This is a genomic window from Streptomyces sp. NPDC104226, assembly GCF_055584085.1.
Map to the genome: position 1 here is coordinate 83,149 of NZ_JBVJMS010000004.1, position 15,561 is coordinate 98,709.

Sequence of the window (15,561 nt, forward strand, 5' to 3'; positions counted from 1 at the left end):
CCGGGGGCCGCCTTTACCGTCGGCACACCGCCCCACGTGTTTCGTGGTCCTGGTCGACACACGATCGGAGGCCTCGATGGGCGACCCAGCCGACGCGCAGGACGGTTCCCGGCGACCGTTCTGGAAGGAGCTGCCGCTGCTCGTCGCCGTCGCCCTCGTGGTGGCGTTCTTGATCAAGACCTTCCTCTTCCAGGCGTTCTCCATCCCCTCCCTCTCGATGCAGAACACCCTCCAGCGCGGGGACCGGGTCCTGGTCGACAAGCTCACCCCCTGGTTCGGCTCGGAGCCCGAGCGCGGCGAGGTCGTCGTCTTCCACGACCCGAGCGACTGGCTGGACGGCGAGCCCGTCCCGGAGCGCAACGTCCTCCAGAACGCCCTCAGCGCCATCGGCCTGATGCCCTCCGCCAACGAGAAGGACCTGATCAAGCGGGTCATCGCGGTCGGTGGCGACACGGTCGAATGCCACGGGAACGGACCGGTCGAGGTCAACGGCAAGGCGCTGGACGAGCCGTACGTCTTCCCGGGGAACACCCCGTGCGGCGACAAGCCGTTCGGGCCGGTCACCGTTCCCGCCGGGAAGCTCTGGGTCATGGGCGACCACCGCCAGAAGTCCTCGGACTCCCGCTACCACCAGAACGACCCGAAGACCCACGGTTTCGTACCGGTGTCGGAGGTCGTCGGCCGCGCCGTCGCCGTCGCCTGGCCCGTGCCCCGCTGGTCGACCCTCCCCGTCCCGGACGCCTTCGGGCAGCCGGGGATCAGCGGTGGAACTCCCTGACCAGCTCGATGCGGCCCACGATGTGCGCGTTGAACTCGTCCAGCTCCTCCGCCGGGACCCACAGCTCCAGGATGGTCTCCCCGCCGGCCTGCCGGACCGGGTAGCGCTCCAGGAACGCCGAGTCCACCTCGAAGCGCGTCACGTAGCCGGATCCGCTGTGCTTCACGTTCCAGTCACTGGCGATGCGGACCGCATAGTCCTCGTTCAGGACCGGGTAGAAGATGGGCTGGTCCGGCAGCCGCGGCGGCCAGGCGCGCCAGTCGAGCTCGCGGACCAGGTCCAGTTCCGTCGGGCCCGTCGGGCGCCACAGGGTCGTAGTGGGGGACATGGGCGCAGCGTAGGCGGGCGACAAGGCGCCCGACCAGCGGTTTTCAGGTGCGGGAGAGGCGGGTCAGGGAGACCGTCTGGGTCAGGACGAGGGCGCCGGTCAGGAGCTGCCAGAGCAGCGGGTCGGGGGCGTCCAGGGCCCGGGCCGCGGACAGGGCGATCGCCACCGCGCCGAGGGCGAGTGCGGTGCGGTGGACGAAGCCGGCGTCGGTGCCGTGCGGCAGTCCGGACACGAGGGCGACCAGGCCGAGCAGGACCGGCAGCCAGTGCGGCTGGGAGCCGCGCATCAGCAGGGCGGCGGCGAACTCCGCTGCGAGGGCGAGGGAGTTGCGCGCGAAGGCCCCCGGGGCCGATATCGACATGCGCACATCATGCCGGGGATATTCGCGTGTGCGTCCGGCGGGGCCGCGCCTAGGATCCGGGGCAGGGCGGGGCCGTAGCGCAGAGGCAACGCACCTGCACCATCGCAGGAGGACGCCGGTTCGAATCCGGCCGCCCCACCCCCCTACTTCGCGGGCGTCGCCGCCACCCACGCGCCCGCCGTCCCGATCGCCGCGGCCCCCGCCGGGAGCGGCAGGCCGAGGAAGCCGTGGAAGACCCCGGGGACCAGGTGGACCCCGCAGTCCACGCCCGCCCCGCCCAGCCGGCGCCCGTAGGCCAGGCCCTCGTCCCGCAGGACGTCGCAGTCCGCCAGGACCAGCAGGGTGCGCGGCAGCCCCGAGAGGTCCGGGGCCCGCAGCGGGGAGACGTGGGGGTGGTCCGGGTCGCCGCCGTACTGGTCCCAGTACCAGGCCATGTGCGCGGCGGTGTGGAAGTACCCCGCTGCGAACTCCGCCACCGAGGGCTGCTCCATCGAGGCGTCCAGCGCCGGGTAGAACAGCAGCTGGCCGGCGACCAGTTCGGGGGCCCGCAGGGCCGTCACGGCCGCGAGGTTGCCTCCGCTGGAGTCCCCGGCGACGACCAGCCGCTCGGGGTCGCAGCCCAGTGCGGCCGCCCGCGCCCGGGCCCACACCAGCACCGTCAGCGCGTCGTCGGGCGCGGCCGGCCAGGGGTGTTCGGGCGCGAGGCGGTAGTCCGCGGAGACCACCACCGCGCCCGAGGCCACGGCCAGGGCCCTGCACAGCGCGTCGTGGGTGTCCAGGCCGCACATCACCCAGCCGCCGCCGTGGAAGAACACGGCGAGGGGGCGGCCCGCGGTGCCCGGCGCCGGGTCGTAGATCCGGACGGGGACCCCGTCGGCGACCGCGTCCCGGACCGAGGCCACCTCCGCTCCCCCGCCCCGCGCTCCGGACGCCGCCGCCCGCAGGGCCGCCACGTCACCCGGTCCGGGGAAGGCGGCCGCCATCACGTCGCACAGCAGGCGGGCCGCCGGGGACAGCCGATCGGTGCCGCTCATCGCGCCGTCATCCCCCCGTCGACCGCGAACTCCGCGCCCGTGATGTACGAGGAGCCGTCCGAGCAGAGGAAGAGGACCAGCTCCCCGACCTCCTCGGGCCGCCCGATCCGCCCCAGCGGCAGGTGCGACCAGTCCCGTCCCGCGACGGCCCCGCTGACCATCGGGGTGTCGATCGCCCCCGGATGCACGGAGTTGATCCTGATCCGGTCCCCCGCCAGGTCCAGCGCGGCCGACTTCGTGAGCCCGCGCAGGGCGAACTTCGTCGATCCGTACGCCGCGTGGCCCGGAATGCCGACCAGCCCGGCGGTGGAGGAGACGTTGACGATGGAGCCGCCTCCGGCGGCGCGCAGCACCGGGGCCACCGCCTGGATGCCGAGGAAGGGCCCGAGCAGGTTGACCCGCAGGAGGGCTTCGAAGTCCTCCAGGTCCTGGCGCTCCACGTGGGCCGTGCGCCACAGCGCGGCGTTGTTGACCAGGGCGGAGACCGTGCCGAAGGTGCGTACGGCCTCGCGGACCACCGCCGCCCAGCTGTCGGCGTCGGCCACGTCGTGGTGGACGTAGAGTCCCTGGTCGCCGAGTGAGGCGGCGACCGCGCGGCCCTCCTCCTCCCGGATGTCGGTGACCACGACCCGCGCGCCGGCCTCGGCGCAGAGCCGGGCCTCCGCCGCGCCCTGGCCCCGTCCGGCGCCGGTGATGACGACGACCTTGCCGTCCAGGGAGGGGCTCAGGCTCACGGGTCAGCCCTCCAGGGCGCGGAAGTGCGGGATGACCGTCTCGCCCCACTGGCGGATGGTCTCCATGCAGGCCTCCTGGGGGACGGTGCCCATCTGGATCAGGCACATGACCTCGTCGACGCCGATCTCGCGCAGCTGCTCGACGTAGGCGATGGCCGTTCGGGCATCGCCGTAGGCATGCTCGGCGTTGTAGGTGCCGGTGTCTACGGGGCGGGCCGGGATGTTCGCCTCGTGGAGCTTGGCGACCAGTTCCTCGCGGCCCTTCTCCAGTGCGGCCACGTGCTCCTCGGCGGTCTCGTCCTCGGAGTAGCCGGTGGGCTCCGGGGCGTTGCCGTACCAGTGGGCGATGGACTCGGCGAAGAAGCGCTGGCCGCGGGTGCCCAGGCGCAGCGCGCGCTCGGCGTCGTCGAGGACGATGGTGGGGCAGAGCGCGGAGAGGTGGTCGTTGACCTCGGTGGAGACGAAGCGGTCCCCGCTGCGGGTGGCGATGGCCTCGTCGTAGACCTTGCGCATCGTACGGACGTCGTCGGCGCCGGCGAAGCCCATCACGAGTGCTCCGATGCCCAGTTCGGCGGCGAGCTTGAGGGTGTCGTGCTTGGAGCAGGCCATGAAGAGCGGCGGGTGCGGGTCCTGGACCGGCCGGGGCAGGACCGCGCCGGGGCCGATGTCGATGGAGCCGTGCCACTCGAACTTCTCCTCGCGCCAGGCGGAGGAGAAGATCCGCAGCGCCTCCTCCATCTGCGGGTAGGTGTCCTCGGGGCGGACCCCGTACATGGACATCTCCTGGCGGGTGGCTCCGCGGCCGGCGCCGATGTCCACGCGGCCGCCGGAGAGCACGTCGAGCATGGCGGCGCGTTCGGCCACGCGCACGGGGTGCTGGTAGCCGAAGGGCATGGTGACGACGCCGTGGCCGATGCGGATCTTCTCGGTCCGGGCGGCGACCCAGGTCAGGAAGATCTCGGAGGCGCTCATGTGGGCGTACTGGGTGAGGGCGTGGTGCTCCACGGCCCAGATCCGGTCGAAGCCCATCTCCTCGGCGAACACGGCCTGTTCGACGCAGTCGTGGATGACCTGGCGCTCGCGTTCGGGCGTCGGGTCGACGAGCTGCGCCTCGAAGATCATCGAGAACTTCACGGGGTGCCTCCCAGCCGTGCGCTGCGCACGGCACGTCGGTGATGTATTTCGAATAGGAATACTTCTAGCAGTCATACTGGACCGGGGGAAGGGCCGCTGCCAAGACCGGTCGTAGACTGCGCTGCGTGACCAACGAGGCGGCAGAAGAGACGAACGGGCGCACGCTCCCCGCGACCAGCTGGGCGGTGCTCGGGCTGCTCTCCTTCGGGGAGGAGCTCTCCGGTTACGACCTGAAGAAGTGGTCGGACTGGTCCCTGCGCTTCTTCTACTGGAGCCCGTCCTTCAGCCAGATCTACAGCGAGCTCAAGCGGCTGGAGAAGGCCGGCTACGCCTCTTCGCGGATGGTCGCCCAGGAGACCGGCACCCGCGACAAGCGGGTGTACCGGATCACGGACGAGGGCATGACGGCCGTACGGCGCTGGGCGCGCGAGGCGCCCGTCGACCCGCCGGTGCTCAAGCACGGGCCGATGCTGCGGCTGTGGCTCGGCCACCTGCTGGAGCCGGAGCAGATGCGCGAAGTCCTCGTACAGCACCAGGAGTTCGCGGAGAAGATGCGGCGGCGCGCGGTGGCCGACGCGGACGGGGCGCGGGAAGAGGCCTCGTGGGCGTACCCGACGCTCACCCTCAAGTGGGCGGAGCGGTACTACGCCTCCGAGCGCGACCTGGCGACCGCCATGCTCGACGACATCGCGGCACTGGAGAGCGGGCGCACCGCGAACCCCGCGCCGGCCCCGGCACCGGAGCCGGATGCGGCGCCGGGCAAGCGCCCGTAGGTGCGCCGGAAGTAGAGCAGCGGCGCGCCTTCGCGGTGCGCCGTCAGGGCGGTGACCCGGCCCAGCGCGATGGCGTGGTCGCCGCCGTCCAGGACGGCCTCCAGGCCGCATTCCACGGTGGCGAGGACCCCGTCCAGCAGGGGCGCACCGTTGCCGCCGGCCCGCCAGGGGACGCCGGCGAACTTGTCGCCCCCGGTGACGGCGAACCGGCGGCACAGCTCCTGCTGGTCGGCGGCGAGGATGTTGACGGCGAAGGCTCCCGCCGCCTGGATCCGGGGCCAGGTGGTGGACGTGCGCGCCGGGCAGAAGCAGACCAGCGGCGGGTCGAGGGACACGGACGAGAAGGACTGGACGGCCATCCCGACGGGACGACCGTCGGCTCCGCGTGCCGTGATGACGGCGACACCGGTACAGAAGCTGGACAGGACCGACTTCATGTCGGACATGGCTGCCTCCCTCATGGGAACCTCCCTGATTATTTCTACTAGGTATATGCCTAACCGAAACAGCTGTGATTGGATACCGCCCACGCTCGCTCGTCAAGTAGGGAGGGTCCGATGCCACCACCACCCCAGCCGCAGCCGCCCGCCACGCTCGCCCGGCTCCCCGAGTACGCCGCCGCCGCGTACGGGGAGCGCGAGGCGCTCGCCGACGGAGAGGTCCGCTGGACCTTCACCCGCCTCGCCGCCGAGATCTCCGCGGCCGCCCGCGCCGCCATCGCCCACGGCATCCGCCCGGGTGACCGGGTCGCGATCTGGGCCCCCAACAGCCGCCGCTGGATCACCGCCGCCCTCGGCGCGGTCGGCGCCGGCGCCGTCCTCGTACCGGTCAACACCCGCTACAAGCCCGCGGAGGCCGCCGACATCATCCGGCGCAGCGGCTCCCGCGTCCTGTTCACCGAGCGCGGGTTCCTCGGCACCGACTACGCCCGCGACCTGCACGCCTCCGGCGAGGACCTCGGGGTGCTCGGCTCGACGGTGATCCTGCGCGACGGGCGCGACGGGCGCGACGGGAAGGACGACACCGGCACCGACGGGCCGTCCGGGCCCGTCTCCTGGGAGGCGTACCTGCGCGCCGGCGAGGCCGTCCCCGACGCGGAGCGCGCCGCGCGCGCGGCCGCCGTACGCCCCGGGGACCTCAGCGACATCCTCTACACCTCCGGCACCACCGGCCGCTCCAAGGGCGTCATGACCACCCACGGCCAGACCGTCCGGCTCTACGGCTCCTGGTCCGGCCTCGTCACCCTGCGCCCCGGCGACCGGTACCTGCTGGTCAACCCCTTCTTCCACACCTTCGGCTACAAGGCCGGGGTGCTCGCCTGCCTGCTGCGCGGGGTCACCATGCTCCCCGAAGCCGTCTACGACACCGACCGCATCCTGCACCGCATGGCCGCCGAGCGCGTCACCTGCCTGATGGGCCCGCCGACCGTCTTCCACGGCCTGATCCGCCACCCGGCGCGGGCCGCCCACGACCTGTCCGCGCTGCGCCTGGCCGGCACCGGAGCGGCCTCGGTGCCCGCCTCCCTCGTCGAGGAGATCCGCACCGAACTGGGGGCGCCCGACGTGTTCACCGCGTACGGGCTCACCGAGTCCGGCGGGGTCGTGTCCGTCTGCCCCACCGACGCCGACGCCCGGACCCTCGCCCACACCGTCGGCCTGCCGCTCCCGGACACCGAGGTACGGATCACCGACCCGCTCGGCGCCGTGCTGCCCGCCGGGGAGCCCGGCGAGGTCCAGGTCCGCGGCTACCACGTCACCCCCGGCTACCTGGACGACCCGGCGGCCACCGCCGAAGCCGTCCTGCCCGGCGGCTGGCTGCGCACCGGGGACATCGGCGTGCTCGACGGGCGCGGCTACCTCGCCATCACCGACCGGCTGAAGGACATGTACGTGGTCGGCGGCTTCAACGCCTATCCGGCGGAGGTGGAGAACGTGCTGCTGACCCACCCCGCCATCACCGACGCGGCGGTCGTCGGCGCCCCCGACGAGCGGCTCGGCGAGGTCGGGGTGGCCTACGTCGTCACCACCGGGCCGGTCACCTCCGAGGAGCTGACCGCCTGGACCCGGGAACGGCTGGCCAACTTCAAGGTGCCGCGGCGGTTCACCCGGATGGATGAGCTCCCGCGCAACGCGGGCGGCAAGCTGCTGAAGACCGAGCTGCGCCGCACGGCGCGAGGGGAGTCGGCGTGAGGCCGCTGCAGCTGACCAGGGAGCAGGAGGAACTGCGCGACGCGGTACGGGCGGTCCTGGCCCGCCACCCCGGCCACACGGCCTGGGCTCCGCTGACGGCGCAGATCGGCGCCGCCGCGCTGGCGGTGCCGGAGGAGTACGGCGGGCTGGGCTGCGGGCCGGCCGAAGTCGGGGTGGTCATGGCGGAGTTGGGGCGCGCACTGAGCCCCGTACCGTACCTGGGATCGGCGGTGCTGACGGTGGCGGCCCTGCTCGCGTCCGGGAACCGGGAAGCCTGCGCGAAGCACCTCCCGCAGCTGGCGGAGGGCACGCTCGTCGGCGCCCTGGCCTGGGCGGAGGACCACGGCGACCCGCTCGCCCCGGAGGGCGGGTGGGAGGACGGCGACCTGTCGGCCCGGGCCGCGCCCGCCGGGGCCGACTGGCTGCTCACCGGCACCAAGCGGTACGTCCTGGCCGGCCCGGCCGAACCGCCCCTGCTCCTCGCGTTCGCCCGGCTGGAACCGGGTCCGGGTCCCTCCGACGGACCGCATGCCGGACCCGGAGCCGATGCCGAGGCAGTCGCGGCAACCGGGCCCGGGACCCCCGTCCCGCCCGGCCAGGGCATGCGCCGGCTCGGGCTGTTCGAGCTGCTCGCCGCGCCGGCGGACTTCACCGTACGGTCCACGATGGACCGCACCCGCCCCCTCGCGGAGCTGACCCTGGACCGGACCCCCGCCCGGCTGCTCTCGGCCGACGGCGCCGGGGTCCTGGCCCGGGTCCGGGACCTGGCCTGCACGGCGCTCGCCGCCGAGCAGGCGGGGGCGGCGGCGCGGGCGCTGGAGGCGACGGTCCGGTACGCGAAGGAGCGGGTGCAGTTCGGGCGGCCCATCGGCTCCTTCCAGGCGGTCAAGCACCGGCTCGCCGACCTGCACACCGCGGTGGAGGGAGCCCGCTCCCTCGCCCTCGCGGCGGCCGCCGCCGACGCGGCCCCGGAAGCGGCGGCCGCCGCCAAATCGGCCTGCTCGGAGGCCGGCGCGTACGTGGCGGGCGAGATGATCCAGCTGCACGGCGGCATCGGCATCACCTGGGAGCACGAGGCGCACGCGTACTTCAAGCGGGCCCACGGATCGGCCCTGCTCTTCGGCTCCCCCGCCGCACACCGCGAACGGCTCGCGGCCCGGCTGGGGTTCGTCCCGGCCGGGTGAAGCACCCGGCCGGGGGCGTGGGGGGCGGGGGCTGTCGTACGCTCGGCCCATGACGGGCAGCGCGATGGACCTCCGGAAGATCGAAGAGACCGCCCCGGCGCTGGTGAGCCTGTACAAGAGCGCCGGGACCTCGCTCCGCAAGCACGGCCTGGACGGCGGCCGGGCCGCCGTCTACCTGGTCCTCGACTACTCCGGCTCGATGCGCCCGTACTACGACGACGGCAGCGTGCAGGCCCTCGCCGACCGGGTGCTGGGGCTTTCCGCGCACCTGGACGACGACGCCCGCGTGCCGGTCGTGTTCTTCTCCACCGAGGTCGACGCGGTCGAGGAGATCTCCCTGGCCGGCCACGAGGGGCGGGTCACCGCGATCGCCGCCGGCCTCGGCCACATGGGCAAGACGGCCTACCACGCGGCGATGGACGCGGTGATCGACCACTACCTCGACTCGGGATCCGCCCTCCCCGCGCTCGTGGTCTTCCAGACCGACGGCGGCCCGATCAACAAGCTCGCCGCCGAGAAGTACCTGTGCAAGGCGGCCCGGCTGCCGCTCTTCTGGCAGTTCGTCGGCTTCGGGAACACCCGCAGCTCACAGTTCGACTTCCTGCGGAGGCTCGACGAACTGCCCGTCCCGCAGAAGCGGGTGGTGGACAACGCGGGCTACTTCCACGCCGGTCCCGACCCGCGGACCGTCGCGGACCCGGAGCTGTACGACCGCCTGGTCGGGGAGTTCCCGGCCTGGCTGACGGCGGCCCGGGCGGCGGGAATCGTGCGCGCCTGACCGGCTGGGGCGATCACCTCGCGCTTTGATGGGCGTATGACGACGAACAACTGGGCCGTATTCGAAAAGGCGGAACCGGAATTCGCGGCGGCCGTCCAGGCCCGCTTCGCTCAGTTCCCGCACCACGTCCTGGCGACCCTGCGCAAGGACGGCTCCCCGCGCGCGACCGGACTGAACGTCGAGATCCGCGGCGGTGAGCTGTGGCTGGGCATGATGCCGGGGTCGATGAAGGGGAAGGACCTGCGGCGCGACGGGCGCTTCGCCCTGCACACCAACCCGGGCCCGGGCGAGACCATGCCCGACGGGGACGTGCGGATCGCCGGGCGCGCGGTGGAGATCGTGGAACAGCCCGAGCTCCACCGGTACGCGGAGGAGGCCGAGGAGAACGACACCCCGCACCCCTTCGACCTGTTCCGCGCCGAGCTGACCGAGGTGGTCCACGTCGGGGTCGAGGGCGACGACCTGGTGGTCCGCTCGTGGACCCCGGAGCACGGACTGCGCACCCTGCGCCGGGGCAACGACGACGAACCGGCCCGCGAGGAGCCTGCGGCGGGCTGAGCCCGGGGGCGTGAGGGGCTTGCGGCCCGGCGCCCCCTAGACCCTGGCCGGGGCCTTCGCCGGGACGACCGCGGGGGTCTTGGCGGGGACAGCCGCCGGGAGTTTCGAGGGGGACTTGGCGGGGACCTGGGCGGGAGACTTGGCCGGGGCCTGGGACTTCACCGGGGACGCCTGGGCCGGGGTCTTCGCCGGGGATGTGGCGGGGGACTTGGCCGGAGACTTCGGCGAGGGCTTGGACGGGGACTTGGCGGGAGACTTCGGGGCCTTGCCCGGGGTCTTCGGGGCCTTGGCCGGGGCCGGGGTCTGGGCGCCGACGTCCAGCCAGCTCCGGTCGATGTTGAGCGTCACGTCGCCGTACGTGGCGTCGTGGTCCCCCCGGAACTGGTGGGCGCGGCGGCCCCCCGTCCACCGGTCGGTCCCGGCCGGCAGGCCCATCTCGGCGTCGGCGACCGAGGCCGCGCCGTTCCAGCGGGCCACCCACAGCACGTCGGGCATGGCCTCCGGGGCCTGGTCGTAGTGGGCGTTCAGCGCCTTGGCGCCGGAGCTCGCCGCGACGTAGGCCGCGGCCCCGTAGCCCAGTTCGTGCAGCCGCGTCGTCCAGGCCGTGAGGTAGGCGACGACCGGGGCGTCCCAGGTGGCGCGGTCCGTGTAGTTCTCCAGGTCGTTGTAGAGGACCGTGCCCTCGGCCATGCCCAGCGCCGCGGCCGCGTGGGCCGCGCCCTCGGCCTCGGCCCGGCCCTGTTCGTTGGCCTCGGAGGGGTCGGTGGAGAGCCCCGTGGAGGAGCTGTTCCAGGGCTGGGGGCCCACCCAGATCGGCATGAGGTGCCAGCCCGCCTCGGCCTGCCGGCTCACCCAGCCCGCGGTGAGCTGCGGCTGGGCGCAGGCACGGGCGCGGCCGCCGATGTAGACGCCGACGGCGCCGAAGGGCGAGTCGGCCCGCCAGGCGTTCATGGTGCGCTGGGTCGGGGCCGTGCAGGCGTCGAAGCCCTCGCCGGTGAAGGGCGTCTGGACGGTGGTCCGGGAACCCCCGCCGACCACGCCGACCGGATCGACGGGGACCGGGCCGGGGGCGGCCGGGGGTGCGAGGGCGCGGGCCCGGGTGAGGACCCCGCGGACGGCCTCGGGGGTGGACCCGTAGGAGACGGTCGCCATCACTCCGGCGCGGCGCAGGGCGTAGCGGATCTCGTTGCTGTCGCCCCGGACCTTGGGCAGGGGGTCGCCCTCGTCGCCTCCGACGGTGGGGATGTCGGCGCGCGGCGGGGCGCCGTCGAGCGGCTCCAGGTGCAGGGTGTCGGAGCGGGGGGCGGCGGCGCGGGCGGCACCGCATTCGCCCTGGGTGCCGGCGTGTCCGAGGTAGAGGGTGGGCACGTCGAGGCGAAGGCAGGCGTCCGGGTTGCGGTCGAGGTCGACGACCCGCCAGTCGGCGGGGACGGTGAGGCGCAGCCCGCGGTAGTCGACGGTGCGGCCGTCGGCGCTGCGGCCCTCGGCGGGGCGGCCGTCGGCGGCCCCGAGGGGGACGGGGGCCAGCAGCGCGGCGCCCAGCAGGCAGCTCAACATCATGTGGGAGGGGAGCATGTGACCCACTGTTACCAGAAGGCCCGGAGGATGACACAGAGGCACGAGAGCCCGCGGCCACCTGTTGACGGGACGGCCGCACGGCGGTGCGGCCGGTCCCGCCGGTCCGCTACCGGGCTGCCGGGCGGCTCTTGCTCCGGCGGGGTGCGGTGGCGCCGCGGATCTCTTCCGTGGCCGCGCGGAACGCGGGCGCCGCGCGGGCGAAGTAGTCGAAGAGCAGGGCCTGCTGCTCCGGGGTGTAGGAGCCGATCACGGCCGCGACGTGCCGTCGGGCGGGTCCGACCACGTCCTCGATGCGGTCCAGTGCGTCCGGTACGGGCTCCACGATGACCCGGCGCCGGTCCCCCGGGTCGGCGGCCCTGCGGGCGTAACCGGCCCGTTCGAGGCGGTCGATGAGCCGGGTCGTCGCGCCCGTCGTCAGCCCGGTGCGGGTGGCGAGCTCGCCGGAGGAGAGCCCTCCTTCCAGGGTGATGAGGCTGAGCGCGTACCACTCGGAGGTGTGCAGTCCGGCCGCTTCGGCGCTGGCCAGGCCCTGGAGCCCGACGGCGTCCAGGTACTGCCGGAAGGTCGTGTGCGCGTCCGGTGCGCCGCCACCCGTTGCCATTCTCTGGATCGCCTCCTACATTTATATCTGCACGCATGCAGATACTGCGCCGAGTCAGTATCTGCTTCAGTCTAGCCAATGGGGAGTGGTCCGTCATGCAGCAGCCCACCAGCGAGTCCCCCGCCTCCGCCACCGCCTCCGTCCGGGCCGTGCTCGACCGGCTCGTCGCCGCCTGGGAGCGCCACGACGCCGAGGCCTACGGCGAGCTGTTCACCGAGGACGCCACGTACATCACCTACGTCGGCACCTTCTACCGCGGCCGCCGCGACATTGCGGACAGCCACCGCACCCTCTTCGCCGGCTTCCTCAAGGGCACCCGGCTGGCGGACGAGATCCTCGACGTCCGCTTCTACGGGCCCGACGCGGCCGTGGTGAACGGCCGCGGGGACACCTACAAGGGCAAGCGCCCGGCGAAGCTCACCAAGATCCAGACGTACACCCTGGTCCGCGACCAGGACGGGTCGTGGCGGATCGCCGCCTTCCAGAACACCAAGCGCAAGCCGCTGATGGAGGCCGTGTCCTACCGGTTCGCCCCGGGCCTCGTCCCGGCCGCCGAGCGCTGACCGTGCACCGCGCCCCCGCACCCGGCCCCGCGTCCCGCTCCCGCCGGCGCACCCTGACCGGCGCCGCGCTCGCCCTCGGCCTCAAGGCCGGCGGCGGCCACCTGCGGCTCGACGCCACCTCGGAGGTCGAGGTCACCGGCTCCGCCGCCTGCACGGCCGTCGCCGCCACGGAGTCCGGCACCGAAGGCCGTACGGGCGACCGCGACGCCGTCTGCGGCGTACCGGCCTCGCTCGCCGGGGCCTGGGGGGGCCGCCGATGCCGACGCGTCCGGAGCCCTCTTCACGCCGGACGCCACGTACACGACGTACGTCGGGACCCACTACCAGGGCCGCGGCGACACGTACGAGGGCGGGCGGCCGGCGGAGCTGTCGCAGGTCCAGACGTACACGCTGACCCGCGAGGGCGACGGCCAGTGGCGGATCGCCGCGTTCCGGAACACCCGGCGGCAGCCGGTCATGGAACGGGGGTCCTTCCTGCTGTCGCCCGGCACGGTGCCCGGAGCCGAGCAGTGACGGCCCGCACCGCCCTGGTCACCGGGGCCACTTCCGGCATCGGCCTCGCCTTCACCCGCGAACTGGCCGCGGCCGGCTGGACCGTGACCCTCGTGGCCCGGGGCGAGGACCGGCTGCGCGCCCTCGCGCACGAGCTCGGAGCCGGTCACCGCCACCTGGCCGCCGACCTGTCCACCCCCGAGGGGCAGGGGCTGGTCGCCGCCGAGCTGCGCCGGCGCCCCGTCAACCTGCTGGTCAACAGCGCCGGCACCGCGCACCACGGACCCTTCGCCGGTTCCGACTCCGGGGACGCCCTCGCCGCCACCCACCTGGGCTGCGACGCCGTCATCACGCTCGCGCACGCCTTCCTCTCCGGGGCCCGCCGCGGAGACGCCCTCGTCAACGTCTCCTCCACCCTCGGCAGCGCCCCCTCCCCCGGCCTCGCGTCTACAGCGCCGGCAAGGCCTTCGTGACCGCCTTCTCCGAAGCGCTCTGGCACGAGCAACGCCCCCGCGGCGTCCACGTCATGGCCCTCTGCCCCGGCCCCACCGCCGCGGCCCCGGAGGTGGAGGCGAAGGCGGAGCCGACGTCCGCGGCCCCGCCCCGGCGGCACCAGGACGCTCCGGCCGCCCTGGTGCAGAGCCCGGAAGCCGTGGTGCGTGCCGCCCTGCGCGCCCCGGACCGGCGCCGCACCCGCCCCACCGTCGTCCCCGGGCGTGCGAACTCCCTCTTCGCCCGCGCCGCACGCTGCCGGCGCTGCTCGGCCGGTAGCGCGCCGGTTCCGCTACTCCTGCTGCTCCTGGAAGGCGGGCAGGGCGAAGATCCGCTCCTTCCCCGACTCCTCCATCAGCTCGACGAGCGGCAGCACCAGTTCCCACAGGTCCTGCTTGTCGACCTCGCGCACCAGTCCGTCGAGCTCCGCGTCGCCCAGCCCGGCCGCCGCATCGGCCACCACCTTGCGCGCGTCCTCGGGCAGTACGCCGACCAGCGGCAGGAACGCTCCCCACAGGGCGGTCGCCACCACGGCCCGCACCACTCCGGCCAGCACGAGCGGGTCCCGCAGGGAGTCCAGCCGGGCCACCGCGAGCCGGTCCTCCTCACCGAGCAGCGCCACGAGCGGGAGCAGGGACTCCCACAGCCCCTGGGCGTGCGTGACCCCGACGAGCGAGTCGAGCTCGGCCGCGTCGAGGCGGGCCGTGAGTTCGGCGATCCGCAGCCGCTGGTCGCCGCCGACCATCGCGGCGACGCCGAGGGCCTCCTCCCAGAGCCCCCCGGCGGCAGCGGCCCGTACGATCGCGCCGAGCCGGTCGTCGCCCATGAGCTCCAGGATCCGGGGCAGCCGCTCGGGCTGGTCGACGTAGAAGCCGGCGCGCAGCACCGCCTCGTCGTCCACCTGGTCCAGGATCCGGCGGAGCACCTGGTCCCGCATGTGGCCGACGAACCGGCCCATGGTGAGGTGGTCGCGGTTCTCGGCGAGGGTGGTGGCGATGCGGACGACGAGCCCCTCGTCGAGCCGGTCGACGATCCCGGAGATCTTCCGGGGGTCCAGGTGTCCGCAGGCCTCGGCGGTGAAGGGGACGGGCAGTTTCTCGATGATGGCGGCGGCCCGGCCCGACTCCAGCCGGCCGGCCACCCCGGCGGCCAGCCGGGGGCCGAGCGCCTTCTGCGAGATGGCGGCCGCCACCCCGGCCGGCACCAGCTTGGTCGCGGCGGCGATCCGGTCGAGCATCTCGGGTGCGCCGTCGTTCAGTACGCCGCTGACCTGCTCGCGGAACGCCCGTACGTCCTCGTCCGGCAGCCCGCGCAGGAAGCCGAGCTCCCCGGCGTCCGCGCCCACCAGCCGGGCGATCTTCTCCACTTCGGCGCGGCTCACCGGAACAGCACCTTGCGCACGGCCCCGCGGGCGAGGGCGGGGACCAGCCCCAGCGCCTCCTCGGCGGCCTGGTTCAGGCCTTCGGCCTGGCGGGCCCGCTCCGCGTTGAGCGCCTCGGCGAGCCCCGCGAGCTCCCCGGCATCCAGCTCCCCGAAGGACGCGGGAGGCCGGGCACCCCCCAACTCCCCGCTCAACCGGCCCATTTCCTCATCTGTACGCACGGGACGACCTCCCACACCAGAGACGACACGACGGCTCGGGTCGAGCGTGGGCCCGAATTGACTAATAGTCAATACTCGCGGGTAAGGCCGCCCTCGGGCGCAGCTCCGGCGCACCGGCCGCGGCGAGCCGGAAGGCCGGGTCCCGGACGGACAGCTCCGAGGTGGACGGCACGTGCCAGGCGCGGCCCCCTGCAGTGGCTCCTGCACCAGCGCCTGCACCGAGCCCGCGAGATCCTGGAGACCACCGCCCTGCCCGTGGACCGGCTGGCGGCCCGGAGCGGCCTCGCACCGCGGACTCCCTGCGCACCCACCTGGTCCGCGCCACGGGCCTCACCCCGTCCGCCTACCGGGCCACGGCGCGGCTGCGGCAGGCGTAGGCCGG

Annotated in this window: 17 protein-coding genes, 1 tRNA gene and 3 pseudogenes; 10 read left to right on the forward strand and 11 right to left on the reverse strand. The window is 74.0% G+C overall.

Annotation, left to right across the window (positions count from 1 at the left end; genetic code table 11):
• Positions 1-49: 49 nt before the first annotated feature.
• Positions 50-763: pseudogene (gene lepB / locus ACZ60J_RS13830) on the forward strand (signal peptidase I); the annotation flags it as partial.
• Here the strand turns inward: lepB and ACZ60J_RS13835 are convergent.
• Both ACZ60J_RS13835 and ACZ60J_RS13840 read right to left on the reverse strand, forming a co-directional pair.
• Entirely contained in the window at positions 759-1,106 is a 348-nt protein-coding gene (locus ACZ60J_RS13835; RefSeq protein WP_469681697.1) for a hypothetical protein, read from the reverse strand. The pseudogene lepB and the gene ACZ60J_RS13835 sit on opposite strands and share 5 nt — an antisense overlap.
• 43 nt (positions 1,107-1,149) lie before the next feature.
• The gene (locus tag ACZ60J_RS13840; RefSeq protein WP_469681699.1) at positions 1,150-1,467 is read right to left on the reverse strand and encodes a hypothetical protein; all 318 of its coding nucleotides are present in this window, start codon (positions 1,465-1,467) and stop codon (positions 1,150-1,152) included.
• Between the two features lie 67 nt (positions 1,468-1,534).
• Between ACZ60J_RS13840 and ACZ60J_RS13845 the strand changes: the two genes are divergently transcribed.
• Positions 1,535-1,606, forward strand: a tRNA-Trp gene (locus ACZ60J_RS13845).
• Between the two features lie 4 nt (positions 1,607-1,610).
• Here ACZ60J_RS13845 and ACZ60J_RS13850 read toward each other — a convergent pair.
• Genes ACZ60J_RS13850 through ACZ60J_RS13860 form a run of 3 tightly spaced genes read right to left on the reverse strand, consistent with a single transcriptional unit; the run spans position 1,611 to position 4,369 of the window.
• Positions 1,611-2,501, reverse strand: coding sequence for an alpha/beta hydrolase (locus ACZ60J_RS13850; protein WP_469681701.1), 891 nt, complete (start codon positions 2,499-2,501; stop codon positions 1,611-1,613).
• Positions 2,498-3,229, reverse strand: a complete 732-nt coding sequence (locus ACZ60J_RS13855) for an SDR family NAD(P)-dependent oxidoreductase (RefSeq protein ID WP_469682411.1) — start codon at positions 3,227-3,229, stop codon at positions 2,498-2,500. The genes ACZ60J_RS13850 and ACZ60J_RS13855 overlap by 4 nt, the downstream gene beginning before the upstream one ends.
• A gap of 9 nt (positions 3,230-3,238) precedes the next feature.
• A complete protein-coding gene (locus ACZ60J_RS13860; protein ID WP_469681702.1) occupies positions 3,239-4,369 on the reverse strand; it encodes an LLM class flavin-dependent oxidoreductase in 1,131 nt (376 codons plus the stop codon).
• 116 nt (positions 4,370-4,485) lie between these two features.
• On the opposite strand from ACZ60J_RS13860, the gene ACZ60J_RS13865 reads away from it, so the two are divergent.
• On the forward strand, positions 4,486-5,142 hold the full coding sequence (locus ACZ60J_RS13865) for a helix-turn-helix transcriptional regulator (protein WP_469682412.1): 657 nt from the start codon (positions 4,486-4,488) through the stop codon (positions 5,140-5,142).
• 47 nt (positions 5,143-5,189) lie between these two features.
• Here ACZ60J_RS13865 and ACZ60J_RS13870 read toward each other — a convergent pair.
• A pseudogene (locus tag ACZ60J_RS13870) lies at positions 5,190-5,603 on the reverse strand (flavin reductase family protein); the annotation flags it as partial.
• A gap of 96 nt (positions 5,604-5,699) precedes the next feature.
• On the opposite strand from ACZ60J_RS13870, the gene ACZ60J_RS13875 reads away from it, so the two are divergent.
• From ACZ60J_RS13875 to ACZ60J_RS13890, 4 genes are read left to right on the forward strand one after another with little or no spacing between them, the layout of a single operon-like run.
• Positions 5,700-7,331, forward strand: a complete 1,632-nt coding sequence (locus ACZ60J_RS13875; protein ID WP_469681704.1) for a FadD3 family acyl-CoA ligase — start codon at positions 5,700-5,702, stop codon at positions 7,329-7,331.
• A complete protein-coding gene (locus tag ACZ60J_RS13880) occupies positions 7,328-8,515 on the forward strand; it encodes an acyl-CoA dehydrogenase family protein (protein WP_469681706.1) in 1,188 nt (395 codons plus the stop codon). Before ACZ60J_RS13875 ends, ACZ60J_RS13880 begins: the two co-directional genes overlap by 4 nt.
• Before the next feature lie 49 nt (positions 8,516-8,564).
• The gene (locus tag ACZ60J_RS13885) at positions 8,565-9,293 is read left to right on the forward strand and encodes a vWA domain-containing protein (protein WP_469681707.1); all 729 of its coding nucleotides are present in this window, start codon (positions 8,565-8,567) and stop codon (positions 9,291-9,293) included.
• 36 nt (positions 9,294-9,329) lie between these two features.
• The gene (locus ACZ60J_RS13890) at positions 9,330-9,851 is read left to right on the forward strand and encodes a pyridoxamine 5'-phosphate oxidase family protein (protein WP_250744927.1); all 522 of its coding nucleotides are present in this window, start codon (positions 9,330-9,332) and stop codon (positions 9,849-9,851) included.
• Between the two features lie 36 nt (positions 9,852-9,887).
• Here the strand turns inward: ACZ60J_RS13890 and ACZ60J_RS13895 are convergent, their stop codons facing one another.
• Positions 9,888-11,426 carry a DUF1906 domain-containing protein gene (locus ACZ60J_RS13895; RefSeq protein ID WP_469681709.1) on the reverse strand — a complete coding sequence of 513 codons (1,539 nt, stop codon included), beginning with the start codon at positions 11,424-11,426 and terminating at the stop codon, positions 9,888-9,890.
• A gap of 109 nt (positions 11,427-11,535) precedes the next feature.
• On the reverse strand, positions 11,536-12,030 hold the full coding sequence (locus tag ACZ60J_RS13900; protein WP_469681711.1) for a MarR family winged helix-turn-helix transcriptional regulator: 495 nt from the start codon (positions 12,028-12,030) through the stop codon (positions 11,536-11,538).
• A 95-nt stretch (positions 12,031-12,125) separates the two neighbouring features.
• On the opposite strand from ACZ60J_RS13900, the gene ACZ60J_RS13905 reads away from it, so the two are divergent.
• On the forward strand, positions 12,126-12,593 hold the full coding sequence (locus ACZ60J_RS13905) for an SgcJ/EcaC family oxidoreductase (protein WP_469681713.1): 468 nt from the start codon (positions 12,126-12,128) through the stop codon (positions 12,591-12,593).
• Positions 12,594-12,913: 320 nt separating this feature from the next.
• Here ACZ60J_RS13905 and ACZ60J_RS13910 read toward each other — a convergent pair whose 3' ends face one another.
• Entirely contained in the window at positions 12,914-13,051 is a 138-nt protein-coding gene (locus ACZ60J_RS13910; RefSeq protein ID WP_469681715.1) for a hypothetical protein, read from the reverse strand.
• Between the two features lie 51 nt (positions 13,052-13,102).
• Between ACZ60J_RS13910 and ACZ60J_RS13915 the strand changes: the two genes are divergently transcribed.
• Positions 13,103-13,558 carry an SDR family NAD(P)-dependent oxidoreductase gene (locus ACZ60J_RS13915; protein WP_469681717.1) on the forward strand — a complete coding sequence of 152 codons (456 nt, stop codon included), beginning with the start codon at positions 13,103-13,105 and terminating at the stop codon, positions 13,556-13,558.
• 311 nt (positions 13,559-13,869) lie between these two features.
• On the opposite strand, the gene ACZ60J_RS13920 is transcribed toward ACZ60J_RS13915, so the two are convergent.
• Positions 13,870-14,958: a hypothetical protein gene (locus tag ACZ60J_RS13920; protein ID WP_469681719.1), complete on the reverse strand. Its 1,089-nt coding sequence runs from the start codon at positions 14,956-14,958 to the stop codon at positions 13,870-13,872.
• Positions 14,955-15,179: a hypothetical protein gene (locus ACZ60J_RS13925; RefSeq protein WP_469681720.1), complete on the reverse strand. Its 225-nt coding sequence runs from the start codon at positions 15,177-15,179 to the stop codon at positions 14,955-14,957. Before ACZ60J_RS13925 ends, ACZ60J_RS13920 begins: the two co-directional genes overlap by 4 nt.
• Before the next feature lie 183 nt (positions 15,180-15,362).
• Here ACZ60J_RS13925 and ACZ60J_RS13930 point away from each other — a divergent pair.
• Positions 15,363-15,556 (forward strand): annotated as a pseudogene (locus ACZ60J_RS13930) (helix-turn-helix domain-containing protein); the annotation flags it as partial.
• Positions 15,557-15,561 lie beyond the last annotated feature (5 nt).